The organism is Pseudoduganella sp. UC29_71, assembly GCF_042693265.1.
Lineage (GTDB): Bacteria > Pseudomonadota > Gammaproteobacteria > Burkholderiales > Burkholderiaceae_D > Rugamonas.
The window spans coordinates 1,536,261-1,557,640 of record NZ_CP170549.1 but is presented as its reverse complement, the minus strand read 5'-3'; the positions used below and the strand labels follow the sequence as shown (position 1 = coordinate 1,557,640).

Genomic DNA, 21,380 nt, shown 5'->3' with positions numbered 1-21,380 from the left:
GCAGGCGCAAAAATACATCCACAAAGGGAGACAAAACCATGCTTCGAAAAGCTACAGCCTCGTCCGCAACCTACCTGATGCTCGCACTGCTGGCCATGGCCGGCAGCGCACAGGCCGTCATCACCTCGCCCGGCAAGCAGATAGAAAACCTCAACCGCGGCGCCGTCGCCATCAAGTCGCCGGCAGGGGTGTTCATCAGCTGGCGCCAGCTGGCCGGCGACGCGGCGGGCACCACCTTCAATGTGTACCGCAACGGCAGCAAGCTCAACGCCACCCCGCTCGACGCCCTCAACTACACCGACGCGGCCGGCACCACGGCCGGCAGCTACGCGGTGCGCGCCGTGGTCGGCGGCGTGGAGCAGCCGGCTTTCGAAGCAGGCGCCACCTGGGCCAACGCCTACAAGTCCATCCCGGTGCAGGTCCCGGCCGGCGGCACGACGCCGGCCGGCGAAGCCTACACCTACGAGATCAACGACGGTTCAACCGCCGACCTGGACGGCGACGGCACCTACGAAATCATCATCAAGTGGCAGCCCACCAACGCCAAGGACAATTCGCAGTCCGGCTACACCGGCAACACCTACCTGGACGCCTACAAGCTGGACGGCACGCGCATGTGGCGCATCGACCTGGGCAAGAACATCCGCGCCGGCGCCCACTACACCACCTTCCTCGCCTATGACTTCGACGGCGACGGCCAGGCCGAGGTCATGGCCAAGACCGCCGACGGCACCGTGGACGGCCAGGGCGTGGTGATCGGCTCGGCCACGGCGGACCACCGCAACACGGCCGGCTACATCCTCACCGGCCCCGAGTTCCTCACCGTGTTCAACGGCCTGAGCGGCGCCGCCATGAAGACCGTGAACTACCTGCCCGCGCGCGGCACCGTCTCCTCGTGGGGCGACAACTACGGCAACCGCGTGGACCGCTTCCTGGGCGGCGTGGCCAACCTGGACGGCAACCGCCCCAGCGCCATCTTCTCGCGCGGCTACTACACGCGCGCCGTGATCGCCGCCTGGGACTGGCGCGACGGCGCCCTCACCAGCCGCTGGGTGTTCGACACCGACGTCGCCGGCGCCGCGGCGCGCGGCCAGGGCGCGCACTGGTTCGCCACCGGCGACGTGGACGGCGACGGCAAGGACGACATCGTCTACGGCGCGGCCACCATAGACAGCTACGGCCAGCTGAAATACGCCACCGGCCTGGGCCACGGCGATGCCCTGCACTTCGGCAAACTCGATCCGAACCGTCCCGGCCTGCAGTACTACATGGTGCACGAAACGCCAGCCGTCTACGGCGCCACCGGCTCCGGCATGCACGACGCAGCCACAGGCGCGCTGATCTGGGGCGCCAGCGGTTCCAATGCGGACGTCGGGCGCGGCGTATGCTTCGACATCGACCCAAATTACGAAGGCGAGGAATGCTGGGCCAGCCGGGGCGGCTTCCGCACCGCCACCGGCGCCCTGATCAACAGCACCGCGCCCACCGCCTATATGAACTTCGCCGCCTGGTGGGACGGCGACCTGCTGCGCGAACCGATGGGCAGCACCTCGATCGACAAGTTCGACCCCGTGACCCGCACCGGCAGCAAGATCGTGGACGCCGCGCTCAACGGCGCCGCCTCCAACAACGGCACCAAGGCCACGCCGGTTCTGACGGCCGACCTGTTCGGCGACTGGCGCGAGGAGGTCATCTGGCGCAACGCCGCCAATACGGAGCTGCAGATCTACAGCACCACGATACCGACCGCCACCCGCATCAACACGCTGATGCACAACCCGCAGTACCGCAGCCAGGTGGCGGCCCAGAACGCCGGCTACAACCAGCCGCCGCACCCGAGCTTCTACCTGGGCGCCGGCGCCACGTCGTTCCCGCAGGACCCGGTGCACATCCCGTATGACGGCACCGGCACGGTGCAGGGCGAAACCGCCATCGTGGGCGGCGGCACGGCCGCCAGGACCGACCGCGCAGGCTACCGCGGCACCGGCTTCCTCACCTTCCCCGCCACCGGCGGCAGCGCGGAATTCGGCCGCATCAACGGCGGCGCCGGCGGCGTCAAGACCATCACCATCCGCTACGCCAACGGCAACCCCACGCCGCGCACCGGCGTGCTGAAAGTGAACGGCGTATCGCAAGCCATCACCTTCAAGATCACCGGCAGCTGGACCACCTGGACCACCATGACCGCCACCGTCAACCTCGCCGCCGGCAGCAACAACACGCTGCGCTTCGAGTCCACCGGCCAGAGCCTGGCCAATATCGACGAACTGCTCGTCCCCTGACCTGGAGAAGAAATGAAAAAGCTTTACACCTTATTCGCCCTGGCGCTCACGCTGTTCTCGCAGTCTGCGCTGGCCGCCCACATCGGCTGGTACCAGCTCGACGCCACCTGGCGCGACGGCCAGTTCAACGGCCAGTTCTACTACGACAGCAGTTCGCCCTACGGCATTACGCAAATCGCCGGCACGCTGGTGGACCTGGCCCAGACCACCACCATCAACAAGGTGTGGAACCTGGAGAACGCGCAGCCTGAATCCTGGGTCTTCCTGGCCAACACCAACCCGTCGGTGCTGGGCGAGCAGGACGCCGGCTTCTACCTGACCCTGGTGGACCTGGGCGACACGCTGTCGCTCGACACCACCGGCGCCAACGGCCTGTTCGACTGGAGCAACGACGCCTTCTATACCCCGGCGCAGCTGGACGACTCGCCGCTGCAGTCCTTCGCCATCAACGCCATTCCGGTTCCGGGCACGGCGCTGCTGGTGGCGGCGGGCCTGCTGGCGATGCGCCCGGCGCGCCGGCGCAAGCAGCCATAAGGAAGATACCGCGAGGAAGGGACCGTGGCGGCGCCCGCGCCGGATCTGGCGCCGCCAAAAATGTTATTATTTGATAACTATCTCGTCCACCTTCCAGGGAAATGAACCATGCGCTTCTACTTTCTCCATAACGACAAAATGCTCACCACACCGGCCTCGCAAGGAGGCTGCGGTGTGACCGACCAGGAGATCCGCGAGATCACCGTGTGGCAGAACAATATGGACTACAAGTTCGAACTGCACCTGGAAAACCACGGCCCCTACGTCTACATCTTCCCCGACGGACGCAGGGCCGGCCAGAAGAACATGCCGCGCTACAGCTTCGGCGGCGGCCGCGTGAGCACCTTCGACAGCGACGACTCGCTCACCGCCGGCATCCGCGCCGACGTGCGCGCGGTGGTCGACAACAACCTGGCGCTGTTCGCCCGCATCCACGAACGCTTCTACGGCCAGGGCGGCGTCCCCAAGCAAATGGCGGATCGGGACGACGGCCCCAAGCACGCCTACTTCGTGTGCAACAACCCTGAATGCAGCGGCAAGAACCGGCCCGTGACGGTCGAATTTTCCAGCGCGGCGGAATTGCGGCGGGAGATCAAGGTATCGCACTCCCACAATATCAACAGCGCCGAATACCCCGTCATCCGCTGCCCCAAGAAGACGTGCGGCTGGAGCATGGAGCTGGTGGAAAAACTGGACGCGCCCGATATCGGGACGCCCAGCAAGGACACGATCCGGTTCGGCGCCTAGCATGCTGAAGACGCTGCTCGCGCTGGCCTGCCTCGGCATGGGACGGCGACAGCCCCCACCAAGGCCATGGACGCCTTCCTCGCAGAGTGACGGTGACGCTGGGCTAGTTGAAGCGCCCCGCCGCCCCGCCCAGGCTATAGCGGCCCGCGCCCAGCAGGGCCACGGCCAGCGCGCCGGCCAGGTACATCGCTTGCAGCTCCAGCGCCCAGCCGCCGGTGTCGTTGCGCGTGAAGATCTGGCCCATGTGCACCAGCAGCACCGCCACCACCATATTGATCGCCACCACCAGCGCGGCCGGGCGCGTAAAGACCCCCACCAATATCATCAGCGGCGCCAGCACCTCGCCCACATACACCAGGTAGCCCAGTGCAGGCGGCAGGCCGGCCTTGGCCAGCATGCCGGTAATGAAGCCGACGCCGCCCGCGATCTTCGCAGCGCCGTGGAACAACAACAGAATCGCCAGCGTCGCGCGCAAAAGCAGCTTGCCTGCGTCGTCCATGCCGGTACGGCTTGCGGTTTGCATGATGTTCTCCTTGTCGAAGCTTGAGGTGCTAATCAGGCCATTCTGAAAATGCCCTCCAGCAGAACCAGCGCGACACGCTTCGGCCCCGCGCCAATCAGCATTGCTCTGGTCTGGCGAAGTCTATCACCGAAGGCGCATGCTGGCGCGGCAGGCTGTTGACTGAGCTATATGCGATTAACGCTCTCCCCGGAGGATATAGACTGGCTTCTCTGTTTCTCCCTTCTCCGCCATGGCGAGATGGCGTTGCAGTTCCGTGCGCTCTTTATCGTCCTTTGCGGATAACGCCAGGTTGCGCAGGATGGCGACATGTGCCGTCTGCAGCGCCTGCGCCGCAGGCACGGCGATGTCCGGTTTCACGCCGACGTGTTCCCAGTTGGTCTTGGTGACGAAGTTGGTCGTGCGCGAGGTCGGGATCGCGACAGCAATGTCGTTCCCTACGCTGTACCAGCCAACGGGATTGGAACCTCCGCCGGTGGTCTCCCCGATCAGCGTTCCGCGCTTCTGCACCTGCATGCCATACGCGAAATCCTCCCCGCCCGAAAACGTGCGCGCCGAGGTCAGCACGTACACGGGCTTGTCGTAACGCTGTGCGACCGTCGGCACCGTCCAGTACTGCTGCGTCGTATTCTCCGGGCGATTATAGATGTCAATCAGGTGCCGCTCGTCGCCGAGCGGGAAGAAATGGCTCATCAGATAGGCCACGCTGGCCGGGCTCCCGCCACCGTTGCGGCGCAGGTCAATGATCAACGCATCCGTCCCCGCCATGAGCAGCATCGCCGCCGTATATGCCTGAGCGACGAACTCGGGTCCTCCGAAGGCGCGCAGCTCTATGTAGCCGACGTTGCCGGGCAGGCGTTCGATTTTCTGGATCTCATAACCCCGCCGTGCGCTCCGCTCGCGCCATTCTTCCATCTTGGCGCGGCTGGGCAAGTCGGAGGTACCGCTGAATTCACGAAAACCTTCGAAAACCCCGGCGCCGAAATGTTTGTCGCCGCTGAATTCGCGCAAGTCCTTCGCCAATGCCTCACTGAGCGCTTGCGCGCTGGCGGCGGACGCATAGCCTCCTTTCGCCTGTTTGCTTGCAATCGCAAGGCCCACACGTTCGGCCACGGCGGGCTCAATGTAATTCGCGTTCATTTTCGCTTTCAACGTCTGCACAATCGCAGCGCGATCGGACTCGGTCAACGGGGCGACGTCGGCCGCGAAGGCGGGAATCGACAACAACATGCTCAACATCAAGCCGGCAACAAACTTCTTTTTACACGACATACATTCCCTCCTGGTTGGACTACGAATCTGATCTTGCTTCGAGCTGTTGCAGTGCTGCCGCCAGGGCAGGCATATAGGTGCGGCTGGCGCGCAAGACACTGCCGTCGCGCATGCGCAGCAGCGCATCGCGGTTGGTGAGTGAGCGCAGTTCGGCGATCATGTCCAGCCGCACGATGGACGAGCGGTGCACGCGGTGGAATTGGGACGGATCGAGCTGCGTCGCCAGGTTGTGCAGGCGTTCGCGCACCAGCCACGTCTTGCCGTTGGCATGCAGGGTGGCATAATCACCGTCCGCCTCGATCCGTTCAACTTCGGCCACCGGCACCAGCACGGTGCGCGAACCGACCCGCACGCTGAACGTACGCGCCAGCGGCGCCGACGCCACGGCGGCACGCCCACGGCCGCGGTACGGGAATGCCTGCTGCGCGCGGTCGAGAGCTTCGTCGAAGCGTTCGTCATCCACAGGCTTGAGCAGGTAATCGAGTGCGGCCAGTTCGAAGGCTTGCACGGCGAAGCTGTCGTAGGCCGTGAGCAGGATCGCCATCGGCCGCTGCGCCGGTGGCAGCGCGGCCAGCACCTCCAGGCCGCTCTGCCCCGGCATCTCCACATCGACAAACACCAGGTCGGGCTTCAGCGTTACGATCCCTTGGTAAGCGCTGGCGCCGTCCCCGAATTCGCCCACCAGCGCGAACCCAGCGTGGCGCGCAAGCCTGACTTTGACCGCCAGCCGCGCCAGCGGCTCGTCGTCGGCAATCACCACCCGGATCGTCATGCCGCCTCCATGCCGCGCCGTGGCAGCGCAATGCGTACGTGGAAGCGCCCGTCCGCGCCCCATTCCGCGTCCACCTGCTGATTCGTGCCGTACAAGCGGCGCAGGCGTTCCCGGACGTTGGACAGGCCGATGCCGCTCCCCTCTTGCGGCCGCCGCTGGCCGTCGTTCCGCACGTCGATCAAGAGACGCTCGCCATCGCGCTCGACCAGAATGTCGAGCAGGCCGGGACTGGCCAGCGGTGCGATGCCGTGACGGATCGCGTTCTCCACCAGTGGTTGCAGGATCAGGTAAGGCACGACGCTGTCCAGCAGGTCGGGGCCGACCTTCATCGTCAGGCGCAGGCGTTCGCCGAGGCGCGCCTTTTCGATGGCGAGGTAGGCGTCGAGCAGGGCCAGTTCATCGGCCAGCGCATGCTCGTGGCCGCCGTCATGCGCCAGGGTGGCACGCAGAAAGTCGGACAGCGACGCCAGCATGCGGTTGGCCTCCCGGTTGGCCTGGGCCGACACCAGCGCCGACACCGCATTCAGGGAGTTGAACAGGAAGTGTGGATTAACCTGCAGGCGCAGCGCGTGCAACTCGGCATCGCGCGCGGCGCCTTGCGCCTGGGCCAGATGCAATCGCAGCTGCTGCAGCGACAGGTAATAGGCCGCCACCGCGTGGACCGCACAAAAGGCGATCAGCGCCAGCCAGCAGCTATCCAGTCCCCGCGCCAGCCTGCCCCATTGATAGCCGGTTTCCATGCCGAGCGCGATCCCGAACCGCTGCCCCAGCAGGGCGTTCGTAATGGCCATGGCATAGGTGATCACCAGCAGTATCAATCCCATGCGCAGCCAGGACCAATCGCGACGCCACATGGCCCGCTGAAGCAGCGTCAATGGAATAAGCCACAACAGGCAGGCGACCAGGAACAGCGTACGAAAGGCTACGATATAGTGATCACTGACGGCGGGCAGGCCCAGAATGACCATGCAGGCTGACACCGGCAGTGCGGCCAGCACAGGAACGAGCAAAGGGGTTTCGACTTTCACGCGGGGTTTCCAGAAGTGCAATTCTGCAATTCTAGCGTTTCAATCACCCAACGAATAGAAAGCAATGCACGCATGGAAGGTCCAGAGGTACGAAAGCCCCCACCTTAGACAATGGCCTGGCGGCGGTCGAGTCAATTGCGGCGACCCGTGCATATCTTGCGGCCCAGTCGGTCGGAGATTGGGGTAAGGACATGCGAGCCAATGCGGCTTTGGGTTTAGGATCAGCGTGATTTGGTAACCACGAACGTCTGAACTAGCGGAACTCGGTCGCCAGCACGCAGGACAGTATCCTTCCTGAATTGAAAATTCACGAATTGTCAGGTAATCCCCCCTGAAAAGAAACGCGTTTAGAAGTAGAATTTTCTATTAAGCAATTGGAAGGTTCTACATGAAGAAGTCCCGTTTTACCGACAGCCAGATCATGGCCATCATCAAGCAAGCCGAGAGCGGCACGCCGGTGCCGGAGTTATGCCGCGAGCACGGCATGAGCGCAGCCACGTTCTACAAGTGGCGAGCCAAGTATGGCGGCATGGACGCCTCGCTGATGGCGCGCATGAAGGAGTTGGAAGAAGAAAACCGGCACCTGAAGAAGATGTACGTCGAGGAAAAACTCAAAGCTGAAGTCGTCGCCGAGGCCATCTTAAAAAAGTGGTAAGCCCGTCACGCCGTCGCGAGATGGCGCAACGGGCAGTCGCTGAGCGCGGCATGAGCGTGCGTGTGGCTTGCCTGGCCTTCGGTATCAGCCAGACATGCTACCGTTACCGGCCCAAATTATCGGCAGAAAACGAGGAGATAGCGGACTGGCTGGTCAGGTTGACGCACAACCAGCGCAACTGGGGCTTCGGCTTGTGTTGCCCCGGCAAAAAATGCGCAAATTCTCACCCATCAATCCAACGTCCGGTAGCTGCTCCGGCTGTGCCGACAGGTTGTCTGCCCCTGCACTCTGATGCGGGTTGCTAGTGCGGTCCCCGCTTATTCTTCCGGCGCCGTCCAGACCAGGTTCCACAGGTGGCCGTCAATGTCCTCGAAGCCCTGGTCATACATGAAACCATGGTCCTCCGGCGGATGCGGTGTGCGGCCGCCGGCGGCAATGGCTTTGGCGATGATGGTATCGACTTCCTCCCGGCTTTCGCAGCTCAGGCAGATGACGATTTCATTGGCTTCCTTCGCCTGCGCGACGGGCTTGCCGATCAGGGACTGGAAGAACGGCTCGGTCGTCAGCATGGCCTGGATGGTGTCGCCGGCGATGTTCATGAACGCTGCGTTCTCGCCGCTGAAGCGGTCGCTGAAAGTAAAGCCGAGCGCGGAGAAGAAGGCTTTGGACTTGTTCAGGTCCTTCACGGGCAAGTTGAGGATGATCTGGTTTTTCATGGCATTTTCCTTGGTTAGGGTGAAGTCGGCAGTCGATGCTACATCCCTACGACGGACGGCGGCACGCAAAATAGACACGCTGCCGAAAATTCTCTCAGCAGGCAATGAAATTGCAGCAAACCTGCGTTTTTGTTTGACTTTAAGGAAAGTCTCTCGCTATCATGAAAACGTTTTCAAGAAATGTGAAAACGTTTTCAAAACCGATCATAAAGAAGTTAACGAGCAGCAACGGAGACACGCAATGCCACCAACTCGCCCCACTACCTCGCCGCTGCTATGGGTGCCCACAGGTTACTTCACCATGGCGCTGGCCTACGTGATGCTGACCAGCGTCAGTTCCATCATGTTCAAGAACCTGGGCATGGACAATGGCCAGGCGGCCGGCTATTCGAGCCTGCTGATCTTCGCCTACACGATCAAGCCCCTGTTCGCCCCCTTCGTCGATATGTACCGCACCAAGAAGTTCTTCGTGCTGTCCACCCAGCTGCTGCTGGCGCTCGGCTTTGGCGCCATCGCGCTGGCCATGGCGCTGCCCGGCGCGCTGGTGCTGCTGATGGTGATGTTCGTGCTGATGTCGTTCATCGGCGCCACCCAGGACATCGCCAGCGACGGCGTCTACGTCACCTCGCTCGATGCGCGCAGCCAGTCGCTGTACTGCGGCATCCAGAGCCTGTCCTGGAACGTCGGCCCCATCGTCGCCTCGGGCGGCCTGGTCTACCTGTCCGGCCGCCTGCACGCGGACGTGTTCGGCCATGACCCCAAGACCTTCGGCCCCGAGTGGATGGATGCCTGGCGCATCATCTTCATCATCGTGGCCGTGCTCACGCTGCTGATGATGGCCTGGCACGTGCGCGTGATGCCGGATGGCGCCCGCGCGCCGGACACGCCCTCCTCCGCAGCCGAAGCGCGCCGCATCCTGGTGGACGCCTTCCGCACGCTGTTCGCCAAGCGCGGCGTGTGGCTGATGATCGCCTTCGCCTTCCTGTTCCGCCTGAGCGTGGGCTTCCTGGAAAAGATCGGCCCCTTCTTCATGGTGGACCCGGTGGCCAAGGGCGGCCTGGGGCTGACCAACGAGCAGCTGGGCATCATCTACGGCACCTACGGCCTGGCGGCCGTGCTGCTGGGCTCTTTGCTGGGCGGCTGGTTCGTGGCACGGCGCGGCCTGAAAGCCACGCTGTTTACGCTGTGCTGCGCCATCAACATCCCCAACGCCACCTTCCTGGTGATGAGCGTCTACCAGCCTGACAGCGTGCTCGCCATCAGCGCCGGCGTGGTGATCGAGAAGTTCTTCTTCGGCTTCGGCGCGGTGGGCTTCATGATCTACCTGATGCAGCAGCTGGCACCGGGCAAGTATGCCACCACCCATTACGCCTTCGGCACCGGCCTGATGGGCCTGTGCGGCATGGTCACCGGCGTGTTGAGCGGCTATCTGCAGGAGATGATGGGCTACGTGACCTACTTTGTGTTCGTGATGGTTGCCACCATCCCCTCCTTCATCGTCTGCTGGAAGGCGCCGTTCTACCACGACGACGGCACGCCGGAACCGGCCAGCGCGGCGCAGACCGCAGCAACCTGACCGGTTCCCGCCCGGCATGCATGGCGCCACCCAGGAGTGGTGGCGTCGTCATGGCGGCCAAAATAGCAGCAGGATTGGGCAAGAAAATCCGCGTTGAGGGAGGCGAGGAGTTTGGCGACGCGCTGGTGGCGAGGCCACTCAAACATGCAAGATGCCATGGCGCAGCATGGCCGCCAGGTTGGCCAGGCTCAGGCGGCCAGCCCTGACAGGAGTGGCTCGGCGGCCAGCTGGCTGACGTAGGCGCCGTGGTCCGGCATGGCCTGAATGGCGCGGGAGATGGTGTCGCGCACGCGGTCGAAATGGGTGCGCAGCGCCTGCAGGTCCATCAGGTCGATGAGCGGATCGTAGGTCTTGGGCGTGATGCCCAGCCCGGCCATGATAGAGATGTGGGACGACACCTGGAAGCCTTCCGGATCATAGATGGCCACGCGGCCCGTTTCGCGGAACAGCTCGATCTGGTGCAGCAGCGTGTCCGGCACCGGCATGGCGGCGCAGTAGCGCCAGAACGCCGAGTCGTCCCGCTGCGTGATCTTGTAGTGCATGACGATGAAGTCGCGCACCGACTCGTAGCGCTGCGACACCAGCCGGTTGAACTCGTCCGCCAGCGCGGGCTGGAAGTCGCGGTCCGGGAAGTGCTGCAGCAGCCAGCCCACCGAGTTTTCGATGATGTTGATGCTGGTCGATTCGAGCGGCTCCAGGAAGCCGCTGGACAGGCCGATGGCCACGCAGTTCTTAATCCAGGATTTGCGGCGGCGGCCCGTGGTAAAGCGCAGCTGGCGCGGCTCGTCGAGCGCGCGGCCGTCCAGGCCGGCGAGCAGCACGCGCGATGCTTCCTCGTCCGACGTGAACCCATTGCAGTACACGTAGCCGTTGCCGGTGCGGTGCTGCAGCGGAATGCGCCAGGTCCAGCCGGCGCTTTGCGCAGTCGAGCGCGTGTACGGCGTGAGCGGCTCCACCCTTGCGCACGGCACGGCCTGCGCGCTGTTACAGGGCAGCATGGCGCTCCAGTCGTCATAGCCGGCCTGGTAGACGCCTTCGATCAGCAGTCCCCGAAAGCCCGAGCAATCGATGAACAGGTCGCCCTCGACCCGGCTGCCATCGCGCAGCCTGACGGCGGTGATGACGCCGGTCTCCGGATGCTGCTCCGCCGCCGTGATCATGCCTTCGATGCGCGCCACACCGCGCTGCATCGCGTAGTCGCGCAAATAGGCCGCGTACAGCCCGGCGTCGAAGTGATAGGCGTAGCTGAAGGCGTTGGTAACGGCGGGCTGGTCGCCGTAAGGCTCCACGAAGCGGTTGGCCCGCCCCATGGCCGTTGCCGCCGACCAGTCCTCGTAGGTTGGCATGTCCTTGAACTCGCGCGCTAGCCGCAGCCAGTACATATACGGCGAGCGGTTTTCGATGGAGGGGCCGAAATCGCCGAAGCCGTGGAAGAAGCGGTTGCCCACGTGGCCCCAGTCCTTGAACTCGATGCCGAGCTTGAAGGTGGCCTTGGTCTTCCTGGCGAAATCGGCCGGGTCCAGGCCGAGCGCGCGGTTGTAGTAAGCGATGGTGGGCAGCGTCGCCTCGCCCACGCCCACCGTGCCGATTTCCGGCGACTCCACCAGCACGATCTCGCAGGCCTTGCCCAGCCTGAGCGCCAGCGGCGCAGCCGTCATCCAACCGGCGGTGCCGCCGCCGACGATGACAATTTTGCGGATGGCCCGGCCGCGTCCCTGGTCCATATTATTTCCCCTTCACGGTAATGGCTTTGCCTTCGTAGCTGATCACATGCTGCGCGTCGTCCAGCGCCTGCGACGTGGACATGCCGGGCTTGATGAAGCGCACGCGGAACTCGCGCCTGGCCACCATGCCCTTGTACTGCCCGGCCCGCGCGCCTATGGTGACGGTGCCGGTCTTGTCGTTGTAGCTGAGCGGGATGCGGCTGAATTCACCGCGCGCATAGGCGTTGGTCACGCCGTCGTCCTCGTACAGGCTGAAACTGCCGTCGGCGCCGGTGTAGACGTTGAGCGTGAGCGGCGCGTCCGGGCGCTCGTCCACGTACTGCGTCACTGGCCCCATCGGCAGGATGGCGCCGGCCTTCACCAGCACCGGAATACGGCCGTAGGGCGCCTTCACGGTGACGGATGCGCCTCCCTTGTGCACCTCGCCGGTGTCGAAGTCGTACCAGGACGTGCCTTTCGGCATATACACGCTGCGCTCGCGCGCGCCGTACACGTGCACCGGCGCCACCATCAGGCTGTGGCCGAACAGGTACTGGTCCTTGATGTCCTTCACCTTGTCGTCGGCCGGGAAGTCCATCACCAGGCCGCGCATGATGGTGCCGGAGTTGTGGTGCGTGTCCGACGCGGTGGCGTATATGTAGGGCATCAGGCGGTAGCGCAGCTTGTCGTACCAGACCATGGAGTCGCGCATCTCCGAACCTTCCGGGGAGATGATGTGGATCTCGCGCTTGACCACTTCGCCGTGCGAACGGAACAGCGGGCTGAAGGCGCCGAACTGGAACCAGCGCAGATTCAGCTCCTGCCATTCCTTCAGGTCTTCCGGCTTGATCTGCGCCGCGCCGGTGCTGCGGTTTTCCTGCGCCGAGCCGATGTCGCCGCTCTGGAAGCGCTCTTCCTGGGCGTAGCCGCCGATGTCGTGCGTCCAGTTCGGAATGCCGGACATGGAGAAGTTCACGCCCGCCGAAATCTGGTCGTACAGGTTGTTCCAGCGCGCCACCGTGTCGCCGCTCCACACCGCAACCGAGTTGCGCTGAATGCCGGCGAAGCCGGAACGCGACAGGATGAACTGGCGCGTGTCCGGCTGGTCGCGCCGCAGGCCGTCTATCATGGCCTGGCTGTGCACCAGGCTGTAAGGGTTGAAGGTGACTTCGCCGGCACCGTACACGGTTGGCCCGATCAGCTGCTTGAAGTCCTCCGGGCGCGAGTTGGACTGCACATCCGCCTCGCTGTTGTCCATCCACCAGGCGTCGAAGCCCAGGTCCACCAGCTTGGTCTTGAGCTGGCGGTAGTAGATGTCGCGCGCCTCCTGGGTGTACGGGTCGTAGTGGCTGTTCCTGTAGCCGGGGCCGACCCAGTCCAGCGCGCCGTTCTCGACGTTTTTGGTCCACATATGGCCCTTGGCTGCGAACTCCTTGTAGTTGTCGGTGTTGGCGTAGAACTTGCCCCACACCGACAGCATGATGCGGGCGTTGTTCTTGTGGACCTCGTCCACCATGGCCTTGGGATCGGGGAAGCGCGTCTTGTCGAAGTCATGCGTACCCCAGCCGTCCTGCGGCCAGTAGAACCAGTCCTGCACGATGGCGTCCAGCGGCCAGCCGCGCTTGCGGTGCTCGCGCACCACGTCCAGCAGCTGCTCCTGGGTCTCGTAGCGCTGGCGCGACTGCCAGTAGCCGTAAGCCCATTTCGGCATCATCGGCGCCTGGCCCGTCAGGTGGCGGTAGCCGGCGATGACCTTGTCGATGCTGTCGGCACTGATGACGTGGTAGTTGATGGCCTCGGCCACCTCGGACGACATGGTCAGCGAATGGCGCTCGGCGTCGGGCAGCGGATCGTTGTGGGTGATGGCCACCATGCCGCCGGAGGGCTTCCACTCCAGGTGCAGCTTCACCGGCTTGTCCCTGGCGAAGTTGACTTCGAAGTTCTGGTACCACGGGTTCCAGCCCTGGCGCCACACGTCCAGCACCTGCTTGCCGTCCAGCGTCAGCGTGGCGTAGTCGGACGAGTACAGCTGCATCTTGTGCACGCCCGGCTTGTCGGTGCTGAGGGTGGCGTCCCAAACCACCTTCACGTCCTTCAGCTCCTTCAGGTCGCCCAATTCCTTGGGCCAGTTCTCGGCCACGTCCTTCAGGTATTGGTAGGCGATGTCCTTCTCGTGGCGGGTGAGCATCAGCTTGCCGCCCACGTAGTAGCGGGCCGTGAGGCCGCCGGCCTTGCCTTCGTCATCCACCAGCTTCAGGTCGCGTCCCATGGGGCCATAGGGCTTCGGGTCGCCGAAGCGCGAGATGGCGTTGTTGTCCCATAACAGGCCGTAGTTCTTGTCCGATACCAGGAAGGGCACCGCCACGTCCATATTGTGCTGGGCCAGCAGCACGTCCTCGCCGTTCAGGTTCATCTGGCCGTTCTGATGCTGGCCCAGGCCGTAGTAGGCGTCCCGCGTGCCGTGGTTGAAGCCCTCGGTGATGGCGACAAAGGGCTTGCCGCCCGCCGTGACGGGCGCGATCTCCTCCGCCGCCTGCCTGAGGAAGACCTTGCCCCTGGCGTCGGCGAATTGCACGTAGCCGTTCGCCAGCGACACGGTGGCCGAGATCCGCCCGGCCTTCAGCGTGACTGCCTTGCCCTTTTCGGCCACGGTGAACTTGCAGGCGCACGGCGCGGCTACCGTCATCAGCGACGGCGTCAGGTGCTTGCCCGGCTGGTCCACCTTGACGACGTGGATGATGTTGTCCTGCATGACTTCCAGCCGCACTTCCCTGGCCGGCCCCTGGTCCGGGCGCACCACCAGGCCGGTGGCGGTATTTTCAAAACTGGCGCCGTGGGCCGTGCCCCACGCTGCCAGCACCAGCCACGCGGCGGTGCTCAATTTCGGTGTGATCTGCATTGTTTTCCTGCTTTCAGTGGGTGCGCATACGAATTTTCAGGACCGTGGGTGTGGCGGGCAGGTTGATGCCCCAGTCGGTCTGGTCGCCGTTCCAGTTGCGTTCCATGACCCATTTTCCGGCGGCGTCGAAGCGCCCTTCCTCCACGCGCGCATACATGGAAGGCTTGCCAGCGTTGGCGCCGCTGCCCTCGAAGGCGAGGCGCACGCGCTGGCCGACGACGATGAATTCGTTGTCGCCTGTCTGCGCCAGCGCCGCGCCGCCGTTGGGCGATTCGGTGCCGGCCGGGTAATCCTGCTGGTCCGCCTTGCCGTCACCTTTGACGTCCACCACGTTCCCGAACTGCCACTGGCGGAAGGATGCGGTCACTTTCCAGTCCTTCAGCGCCACGCTCTGCGGCGTGCGCTCGTCGCTTTCGGCGATGCCGTGGGTGCGCCCTTCCAGCGACCACCTGGCCCACAGCTGCGCCATGGGGCGGAAGGCCGCGAAGACGCGGCCGAAAGGCTCGACCATGGTCTTGTCGCTGGCCTTGGAACCGAGCGGGTAGTTGCTGTACTCCGCGTAGTCGATGCCGAACGGCGCCACGCCGATGGCGCCACGTCCCAGGATCTGGTAGATGTAGCGCGCGTAGCCCGGCGCGTTGCCCATTTCGGGCACGAACAGCGCGTTGTCGGGGCGCTGGAACAGCGCCAGCGTGGCGCCCAGCTTGGCCGATTCCGGCATATACAGGTCCGGCCCGGCAACGTCGATGTGCGGCGCGGCGGCCTTGTAGATGTCGATCACGTCGTAGGTCGGGCCGCCGCTGGCGAAATTGCCCTTCCACGGCGCCATGGGCTCAAGCGGATCGCGCAGCGCATTGTTGACGAACATCGGCAGGTCGTACACCGCCCTCCCCGCCTTGGCGATCTGCTCGATGTAGCTGGCGACGGCCCAGGCGTGGAAGTACTCGTCCGCGTAGGGGCCGTACACTTCGGACCAGCTGCCGCTGGGCGCGCCGGCAACGGACGGCGGCGCCTTCTTGCGTGCCAGCACGGCGGTCGGCACCGGCTGGCGGAACGCCGCCTCGCCGGCGGGACCGAAGTCGCGCACGGTGCCGTAGGTGCCCACCTCGTTCTCCACTTGCACCATGATCACGGTGCGATGGGCCTCGTCTATCTTCTTCAGGTGCGCCATCAGCGCGGTGAAGGCGCGCGTGTCGGCCTTCAGCGTCTGCTCGCCCAGCGGCGAGAGGCAGTAGCTATTCTTGCCGTCCTTGCCTATCATGCGCGGGAAGCGCTCGTTGTTGAAGCGCACCCATTCCGGCGCGTACTGCGGGCCGGTGTTCTTCCAGGTGCCGAACCACAGCAGCACCAGGCGCACCTTGTGCTGGCGCGCCTGCGCCAGCAGCGTATCGACGTAGCTGAAATCGAACTTGCCCTCGGCCGGTTCGAACTGCTCCCACGCCACGGGGATCTCCAGCGTGTTGGCGTGCGCGTCCTTCACGGCGGCCCAGACCTTGTCCAGCGCCCCCGGGTAATTGCTCGAATTGTGCGCCTGTGCGCCCAGCATGGTGTAAGGCTGGCCATCAACGATGAGCGCGTGGCGCCCGTCTTTCTGGACCAGGTGGGGAATCGGAACGGCGGTACCGGCCAGCGCCGGGGGCAAGGCCAGCGCGCACAGCACGGCAAGGAGGTTGGCGGTTTTCTTCATGGGCTCTTGAAAAATTGGCGAAGCAAGCGAAACAAGCAAAGCAAGCGCACGGGCCTCCCGCAACCTGCGGCGATTGCGGGAGGCCCTGCTGCGGACTGCCTACCCTCAGAACGAGTAGCGCGCCTGCAGCGTGAAGCGGCGGCCGGTGAAGAAGGCCGAGCGGTCCTTCAGGCCGATACCCTGCTGCATATACTGCTTGTACAGCGCGTTGGTCAGGTTTTGCGCTTCAAAGGCCACGCTGAAGTTGTCGCTCACCTTGTAATGCACGCCCATGTCAAGCTGGCCGTACGCGCCGCCCCAGGTCGGCAGGGCGTAGTTCACCGAGTAGCCCTGGCCGAAGTTCGGGCTGTCCGGATTGCGGTCGATACCGTCGTTGCTGGCGGTGCCGTAGGCGTTGGCCGCCTGCAGGTACTTGCCGCGCCAGGTATAAGCCAAGCGGGTGGACAGCGGTCCCTGGTCGTACAGCAGCGCCAGGTTGTAGGCGTTCTTCGACATGCCCACCATCGGCAGGCCGCCCAGCACATGGCCGTCCGTGTCGCAACCGGCCAGGTCGCGCGCCAGGTTGGCGTCCATGGTGTCCTTCGGCGTGCACCAGCTGCGGGTGACCGGCGAGCCCAGGTTCATGCGGCTGTCGATGTAGGTGTAGTTGCCCGACACGCCGAAGCCGGCCAGCAAGCCTGGCAGCTTGTCGAAGTACTGCTGGTAGCCGATCTCCACGCCGCGCGCACGGCCCGTGGCGCCATTGACCTGCGACGTGATCAGGAAGTCATGCGGCTGGCCGGCGGTATCGTTCAGGCGGTAAGTCGAGGTCTGGCCGATGATGATGTCCTTCAGCCGCTTGTTGAACATCGACACCGTGAACGAGCTGCTGCGGCCGAAGTAGTATTCGCCGGTCAGGTCGAAGTTGTTCGACAACACCGGGCGCAGCATCGGATTGCCCCGGGCCGTACCCTGGTACGCAATCGAGTCGAGAATCGACTGGTTGGTTACCGGGTCCTGGTGCGTGTTGACCTTCTGCTCCAGCGTGGTGTAGGCCTGCATCTGGTAGAAGTCCGGCCGGGTCATCCCTTTCGAGAAGGCGGCGCGGAATTGCAGCTCGTTGCCGGCCTTCATGCGCAGGTTCAGGCTAGGCAGGACGTTGGTGTAGCCATTGTCGAAGGTCTGCCTGTCCGACTGCTTAGGAATCGACGGTACGTCCGGCCGCTGCGTGGTCGGCGGATTGAACAGCGTGTAGCCTTCTGCCGTCGACGTGGTGCGCACCACGCGCACGCCCACGTTGCCGTCCACCGGATACGGCAGCGCGTTCTCGAAAGCGAACCGAAGCTGGGCAAACGCCGCCTTGGTCTCTTCGTGCTGCACGTTCAGGCCCTTGTCGTCGCCATACGGCGCGGGGGTCCAGTTCACCGAGCAAGGCGCTTTGCAGACCAGCTGGGTATAGCCGTGCAGCTTTTCAAAGCCCTGCGGCGGCGCGCCCTGCGACCAGGACAGGTCCGGCGCCACGAACTGCGGCGGCGTCGGCATTTTGCCGTTGAAGAAGTTGCTGAAGGTCTGCGGGGAGGTGCCGCCGGCAAAGCGCGGGTCGCTCAGGTAGGCAAGCTTGCTCAGGGGCTGCCACGAATCGCCCACTGCCCATGGCTGCGAAATCTGCGCCCATTCGGTATCGTGCGTGGAGCGCGTTTGCGCGTCGCGGTCGGTGAAGCGCACGCCGAAACGCAGGTCCTGCAGCACCGGGCTGTCGAAAATGAACTTGGCGTCGAGGCGGGCTGCGGTCTGGGTCGCCTTGGCCTGGTCGCGGTGCTCCTGGGCGAAACCCCAATAGTAGTTGGCAGGGTTGGCCAAATACGCGCGGTCCGAATCGTCGAAGGTGAAACGCGACGGCGACGTGCTCAGGTCCAGCGTCTCCTTGGGCATGTAGCCGCCCAGGCCGACGGTGTTGTCAAAGCCGGTCGTGGTGGCCTTGATGTGCTGCAGGTCGGAGCGGAACACCCATTGGTCGCTGGCACGCCAGGTCAGGTTCCAGGCAACGTCGCGGGTATCGGCTTCGCGGCCGACGGCGCGCGTATTGGTGCCGAAGCCCACGCCGGGTTCGCTCGGCGCGCGCAGCACGCCTGTCAGCAGCGCGCCCTTGTCGTCGAAGGTGGCGCCCGGATCGAGCGTGATGGTGGATGGGTTGGCCGACTGGAACAGCGACGCTTCGGTCGTGTCCATCTGGTACTTCGACTTGAAGTAGGTCAGCGAGGAAGCCCAGGCATCCTTCTTCCACTGCAGCGCGCCGTACAGGCCCTGGCGGTCGCGATCGAAGTCGCCCCGGTTCCAAGAGCCGCCGGCCGGAATCCAGCGCAGCTTGCCGCTGTTGTCGCCCACCACGGCGTTGGTGCGGGGGATGTAGGGCGACACGGACAGGCCATCGCTGCGCGTCTTGATGCGCGAGCGGGCCACGTCGATCAGCGCGCCGATCTGGCCGATGCCGGTGTCCCACCGGTCCGAGATCAGGCCGGAGAACGACGGCGCCACCTCGCCGCGCAGCTGCGAGCGGGTCGCTTCCACCGAAATGGCGCCCTTGCGTCCCTTGAAGTCGAACGGCATCGCCGTGCGCAGGTTCACCAGGCCGCCGACGGCGCCCTCGATCTGCTCTGCGGAAGGGCTTTTGTAGACATCCACGCCCGCCATCAGCTCCGGCGGCACGTCTTCAAAACTCAGCGAGCGGCCGCCGTTGGCGGAGAAGGAATCGCGGCCATTCAGTTCGGAGCGCACATAGCTCATGCCGCGGATCGACACGCCGGTGCCTTCGGCCGCGAAGCGCATGATGCCGTCGCCCACGCCTTGCTGCGGGTCGGAGCGGTTCATGGTGCGGTCGATCGTCACGCCCGGCATGCGCTGCAGCACCTCGGTCACCGACTTGTCCGGCAGCTTGCCCATGTCGTCGGCCACGATCGAGTCAACGATTTCGTCCGCGTCCTGTTTGCGTTTCTGGGCCGACTCCAGCGCAGCGCGCTGCCCCACCACGACTACCGTGCTGCCGTTGCCGTTGCCCTTGCCGGTGTTCTCGCCAGCCGGTGCCGATTGCGCCCAGGCGGCGCCGCTTGCCATGAGTGCAATCTGGGCCACGCCCATTGCGATCGCTGTTTTTCTAAAGTTTTTCAATTTGCTTGTCCCTATTTATTTTAGCGTCTGATCGCCGTAGCAGCGGTCGTGTAACCGTGATGGCGATGATTCATTGTGCGGCCCGGCAGGCGCAGCCGCAATTGTGAAATTCACCAATACAACAAACAAAAAGCCGCATTTGCCGCGCGGCCTGCAGCCTGTTCAGGTGATCTTCAGTGCGCTGGCATAGGCCAGCGCGGGCGGGTTGGCGGGCAGCGTCACCTGCAAGCCCTGCGCGGTCTGGCGGAAGGCCAGCGCCTGGCCGCTGCCCACCAGTTCCACGCGCGCCACCGGGCGCTTCAGGTGCGCGCTGCCGCTGGCCATGGACGCGATGGACAGCTGGCCGCTGTCCGGCCAGCCCATGGCGAAGGCGTACACCGCCTCGCCCTTGGCGGTGAAGCGGATGTCGGCCGCCGAGTAGGGCTTGTTCTTGCCCTCGTTGAAGCCCGCGCCCGACATCGGCGCGCCAGCCTCCTGCGCCACCGGCCCTTCTCCGTACACGGCCCACGGCCGGGTGTCGTAGATGCCTTCGCTGTTCACGGCCATCCAGCGGCCGATTTCCTCGACAATGGCGCGCTCCTGCTCGTCGATGGTGCCGTTGCCGCGCACCGGTACGCTCAGCAGCAGGTTGCCGTTCTTGCTCACCACGTCGATCAGCGTGTGCACCACCGTGCGCGCGCTCTTGTAGGCCTTGTTGTCATAGACACGGCGGTCGTAATGCCAGCTGCCGATGCAGGTGCAGGTCTGCCATGGCAGCGGCTCAATCTTGTTGCTCTGGCCACGTTCGATGTCCAGCACCATGCTGCGGCGCTGCTGCTCGTTGAGGATCTTGCCGTTCACGACAGCCTCCAGCTTGCCCTTGCGGGCGATGCTGCGGTTGTACATGTGCGCGGCCAGGCGCAGGCCGACGTCGCTGAACGGCCACAAGGGCAGCACGGTGTCGTCGTAATACACCATGTCCGGATCGTAGGAATCGATCAGGTCGCGCGTGCGGGCGAAGAATTTGTCGCAGTAAGCCTGGTCGGGTATCGAGGCGCCGCCGCCCCAGTGCCACTGTTCGTGGTGCACGCCGCCGTCGCCATCGGCCTTGCTCAGCGGGTGGTTCTGCGCGTATAGCGCCTGCGGGTCCAGCCCTTCCCACCAGGCGCCCTTGCCGTCGGCCCGGGCCAGCTTGCCGTCATAGGGTATGCCGGCGTAGGGGCCGCTCCTGTCGGCGCGCTGCGCGGTCTCGTACCAGGTCCACGCGTGGGCCGCGTGCACGCTCACGCCGAAGCGCAGGCCGTGGGCTCGCGCAGCCTTGCTCCAGCCGCCGATCAGGTCCTTGCGCGGCCCCATCTTCATGGCGTTCCACTGCGGCTGGTGGCGGCTGTTGTACAAGTCGAAGTTGTCGTGGTGGTTGGCCAGCGCCATGAAGTACCGGGCGCCGGCCTGCTTGTAGAGCGCCATCAGGGCGTCCGGGTCCCATTGTTCGGCCTTCCACCGGCGGATCACGTCCTTGAAGCCGACCTTGGACGGATGGCCGTACTTCTGGACGTGGTAGCGGTAGACGTCGCTGCCCTCCTCGTACATCAAGCGGCCGTACCAGTCGCCGAACTCCGGCTCGCACTGCGGTCCCCAGTGCGCCCAGATGCCGAATTTGGCGTTGCGGAACCAGTCGGGGGTCTGGTACTTCACCAGCGAATTCCAGTCCGGCGAAAAGGGGCCGGCGGCGATGGCGCCCGGCGCCGCCTGGGTCAGCTCGTCGGCCGCGCGCGCAACATGGGACAGGGCCACGGCCGGAACGGCGGCGCCCAGGTGCTTCAACAGCTCTCTGCGTTTCATTGCGTCTCCTTGAATTATTGTGTG

The 21,380-nt window shown here is 64.6% G+C and carries 14 protein-coding genes and 1 pseudogene; 5 read left to right on the top strand and 10 right to left on the bottom strand.

Annotated features, from left to right (window positions below):
* Positions 1 to 38: 38 nt before the first annotated feature.
* From ACFJI2_RS06945 to ACFJI2_RS06935, 3 genes are all read left to right on the top strand, one after another.
* Positions 39 to 2,282 (top strand): carbohydrate-binding protein, encoded by a 2,244-nt coding sequence (locus ACFJI2_RS06945; RefSeq protein WP_377704344.1) that lies wholly within the window; start codon positions 39 to 41, stop codon positions 2,280 to 2,282.
* 12 nt (positions 2,283 to 2,294) lie between these two features.
* The gene (locus ACFJI2_RS06940; protein ID WP_377704343.1) at positions 2,295 to 2,816 is read left to right on the top strand and encodes a hypothetical protein; all 522 of its coding nucleotides are present in this window, start codon (positions 2,295 to 2,297) and stop codon (positions 2,814 to 2,816) included.
* A 108-nt stretch (positions 2,817 to 2,924) separates the two neighbouring features.
* Positions 2,925 to 3,563 (top strand): hypothetical protein, encoded by a 639-nt coding sequence (locus ACFJI2_RS06935; protein ID WP_377704342.1) that lies wholly within the window; start codon positions 2,925 to 2,927, stop codon positions 3,561 to 3,563.
* Between the two features lie 103 nt (positions 3,564 to 3,666).
* Here ACFJI2_RS06935 and ACFJI2_RS06930 read toward each other — a convergent pair whose 3' ends face one another.
* The 4 genes from ACFJI2_RS06930 to ACFJI2_RS06915 all read right to left on the bottom strand — a co-directional run bounded on the left by ACFJI2_RS06930 (position 3,667) and on the right by ACFJI2_RS06915 (position 7,155).
* A complete protein-coding gene (locus tag ACFJI2_RS06930) occupies positions 3,667 to 4,086 on the bottom strand; it encodes a DoxX family protein (protein WP_377704341.1) in 420 nt (139 codons plus the stop codon).
* A 174-nt stretch (positions 4,087 to 4,260) separates the two neighbouring features.
* The gene (locus tag ACFJI2_RS06925; protein ID WP_377704340.1) at positions 4,261 to 5,355 is read right to left on the bottom strand and encodes a S41 family peptidase; all 1,095 of its coding nucleotides are present in this window, start codon (positions 5,353 to 5,355) and stop codon (positions 4,261 to 4,263) included.
* 19 nt (positions 5,356 to 5,374) lie between these two features.
* Complete coding sequence (locus ACFJI2_RS06920) at positions 5,375 to 6,127, bottom strand: LytR/AlgR family response regulator transcription factor (protein WP_377704339.1); 753 nt, start codon at positions 6,125 to 6,127, stop codon at positions 5,375 to 5,377.
* Positions 6,124 to 7,155, bottom strand: a complete 1,032-nt coding sequence (locus tag ACFJI2_RS06915) for a sensor histidine kinase (RefSeq protein WP_377704338.1) — start codon at positions 7,153 to 7,155, stop codon at positions 6,124 to 6,126. Before ACFJI2_RS06915 ends, ACFJI2_RS06920 begins: the two co-directional genes overlap by 4 nt.
* Before the next feature lie 388 nt (positions 7,156 to 7,543).
* On the opposite strand from ACFJI2_RS06915, the pseudogene ACFJI2_RS06910 reads away from it, so the two are divergent.
* Positions 7,544 to 8,007, top strand: a pseudogene (locus ACFJI2_RS06910) (transposase); the annotation flags it as partial.
* Between the two features lie 120 nt (positions 8,008 to 8,127).
* Here the strand turns inward: ACFJI2_RS06910 and ACFJI2_RS06905 are convergent.
* On the bottom strand, positions 8,128 to 8,526 hold the full coding sequence (locus ACFJI2_RS06905; protein WP_377704337.1) for a VOC family protein: 399 nt from the start codon (positions 8,524 to 8,526) through the stop codon (positions 8,128 to 8,130).
* A gap of 241 nt (positions 8,527 to 8,767) precedes the next feature.
* On the opposite strand from ACFJI2_RS06905, the gene ACFJI2_RS06900 reads away from it, so the two are divergent.
* A complete protein-coding gene (locus ACFJI2_RS06900) occupies positions 8,768 to 10,102 on the top strand; it encodes an MFS transporter (RefSeq protein ID WP_107871570.1) in 1,335 nt (444 codons plus the stop codon).
* A gap of 188 nt (positions 10,103 to 10,290) precedes the next feature.
* Here the strand turns inward: ACFJI2_RS06900 and ACFJI2_RS06895 are convergent, their stop codons facing one another.
* The 5 genes from ACFJI2_RS06895 to ACFJI2_RS06875 form a co-directional block, all read right to left on the bottom strand.
* Positions 10,291 to 11,826, bottom strand: coding sequence for a tryptophan halogenase family protein (locus ACFJI2_RS06895; RefSeq protein WP_377704336.1), 1,536 nt, complete (start codon positions 11,824 to 11,826; stop codon positions 10,291 to 10,293).
* Between the two features lies 1 nt (position 11,827).
* Positions 11,828 to 14,704 (bottom strand): TIM-barrel domain-containing protein, encoded by a 2,877-nt coding sequence (locus tag ACFJI2_RS06890; protein WP_377704335.1) that lies wholly within the window; start codon positions 14,702 to 14,704, stop codon positions 11,828 to 11,830.
* Positions 14,705 to 14,717: 13 nt separating this feature from the next.
* A complete protein-coding gene (locus ACFJI2_RS06885) occupies positions 14,718 to 16,391 on the bottom strand; it encodes a DUF5597 domain-containing protein (RefSeq protein WP_377704334.1) in 1,674 nt (557 codons plus the stop codon).
* Between the two features lie 105 nt (positions 16,392 to 16,496).
* On the bottom strand, positions 16,497 to 19,481 hold the full coding sequence (locus tag ACFJI2_RS06880) for a TonB-dependent receptor (protein ID WP_377704333.1): 2,985 nt from the start codon (positions 19,479 to 19,481) through the stop codon (positions 16,497 to 16,499).
* Between the two features lie 216 nt (positions 19,482 to 19,697).
* On the bottom strand, positions 19,698 to 21,356 hold the full coding sequence (locus tag ACFJI2_RS06875; RefSeq protein WP_377704332.1) for an alpha-L-fucosidase: 1,659 nt from the start codon (positions 21,354 to 21,356) through the stop codon (positions 19,698 to 19,700).
* Positions 21,357 to 21,380: the final 24 nt, after the last annotated feature.

What these genes read in the sequence shown, in the direction of transcription:
- ACFJI2_RS06905 (WP_377704337.1), bottom strand. Translation starts at nt 8,526, where the DNA reads ATGAAAAACCAGATCATCCTCAACTTGCCCGTGAAGGACCTGAACAAG.
- ACFJI2_RS06925 (WP_377704340.1), bottom strand. Translation starts at nt 5,355, where the DNA reads ATGTCGTGTAAAAAGAAGTTTGTTGCCGGCTTGATGTTGAGCATGTTG.
- ACFJI2_RS06885 (WP_377704334.1), bottom strand. Translation starts at nt 16,391, where the DNA reads ATGAAGAAAACCGCCAACCTCCTTGCCGTGCTGTGCGCGCTGGCCTTG.
- ACFJI2_RS06940 (WP_377704343.1), top strand. Translation starts at nt 2,295, where the DNA reads ATGAAAAAGCTTTACACCTTATTCGCCCTGGCGCTCACGCTGTTCTCG.
- ACFJI2_RS06935 (WP_377704342.1), top strand. Translation starts at nt 2,925, where the DNA reads ATGCGCTTCTACTTTCTCCATAACGACAAAATGCTCACCACACCGGCC.
- ACFJI2_RS06900 (WP_107871570.1), top strand. Translation starts at nt 8,768, where the DNA reads ATGCCACCAACTCGCCCCACTACCTCGCCGCTGCTATGGGTGCCCACA.
- ACFJI2_RS06945 (WP_377704344.1), top strand. Translation starts at nt 39, where the DNA reads ATGCTTCGAAAAGCTACAGCCTCGTCCGCAACCTACCTGATGCTCGCA.
- ACFJI2_RS06880 (WP_377704333.1), bottom strand. Translation starts at nt 19,481, where the DNA reads ATGGCAAGCGGCGCCGCCTGGGCGCAATCGGCACCGGCTGGCGAGAAC.
- ACFJI2_RS06875 (WP_377704332.1), bottom strand. Translation starts at nt 21,356, where the DNA reads ATGAAACGCAGAGAGCTGTTGAAGCACCTGGGCGCCGCCGTTCCGGCC.
- ACFJI2_RS06920 (WP_377704339.1), bottom strand. Translation starts at nt 6,127, where the DNA reads ATGACGATCCGGGTGGTGATTGCCGACGACGAGCCGCTGGCGCGGCTG.
- ACFJI2_RS06895 (WP_377704336.1), bottom strand. Translation starts at nt 11,826, where the DNA reads ATGGACCAGGGACGCGGCCGGGCCATCCGCAAAATTGTCATCGTCGGC.
- ACFJI2_RS06930 (WP_377704341.1), bottom strand. Translation starts at nt 4,086, where the DNA reads ATGCAAACCGCAAGCCGTACCGGCATGGACGACGCAGGCAAGCTGCTT.
- ACFJI2_RS06890 (WP_377704335.1), bottom strand. Translation starts at nt 14,704, where the DNA reads ATGCAGATCACACCGAAATTGAGCACCGCCGCGTGGCTGGTGCTGGCA.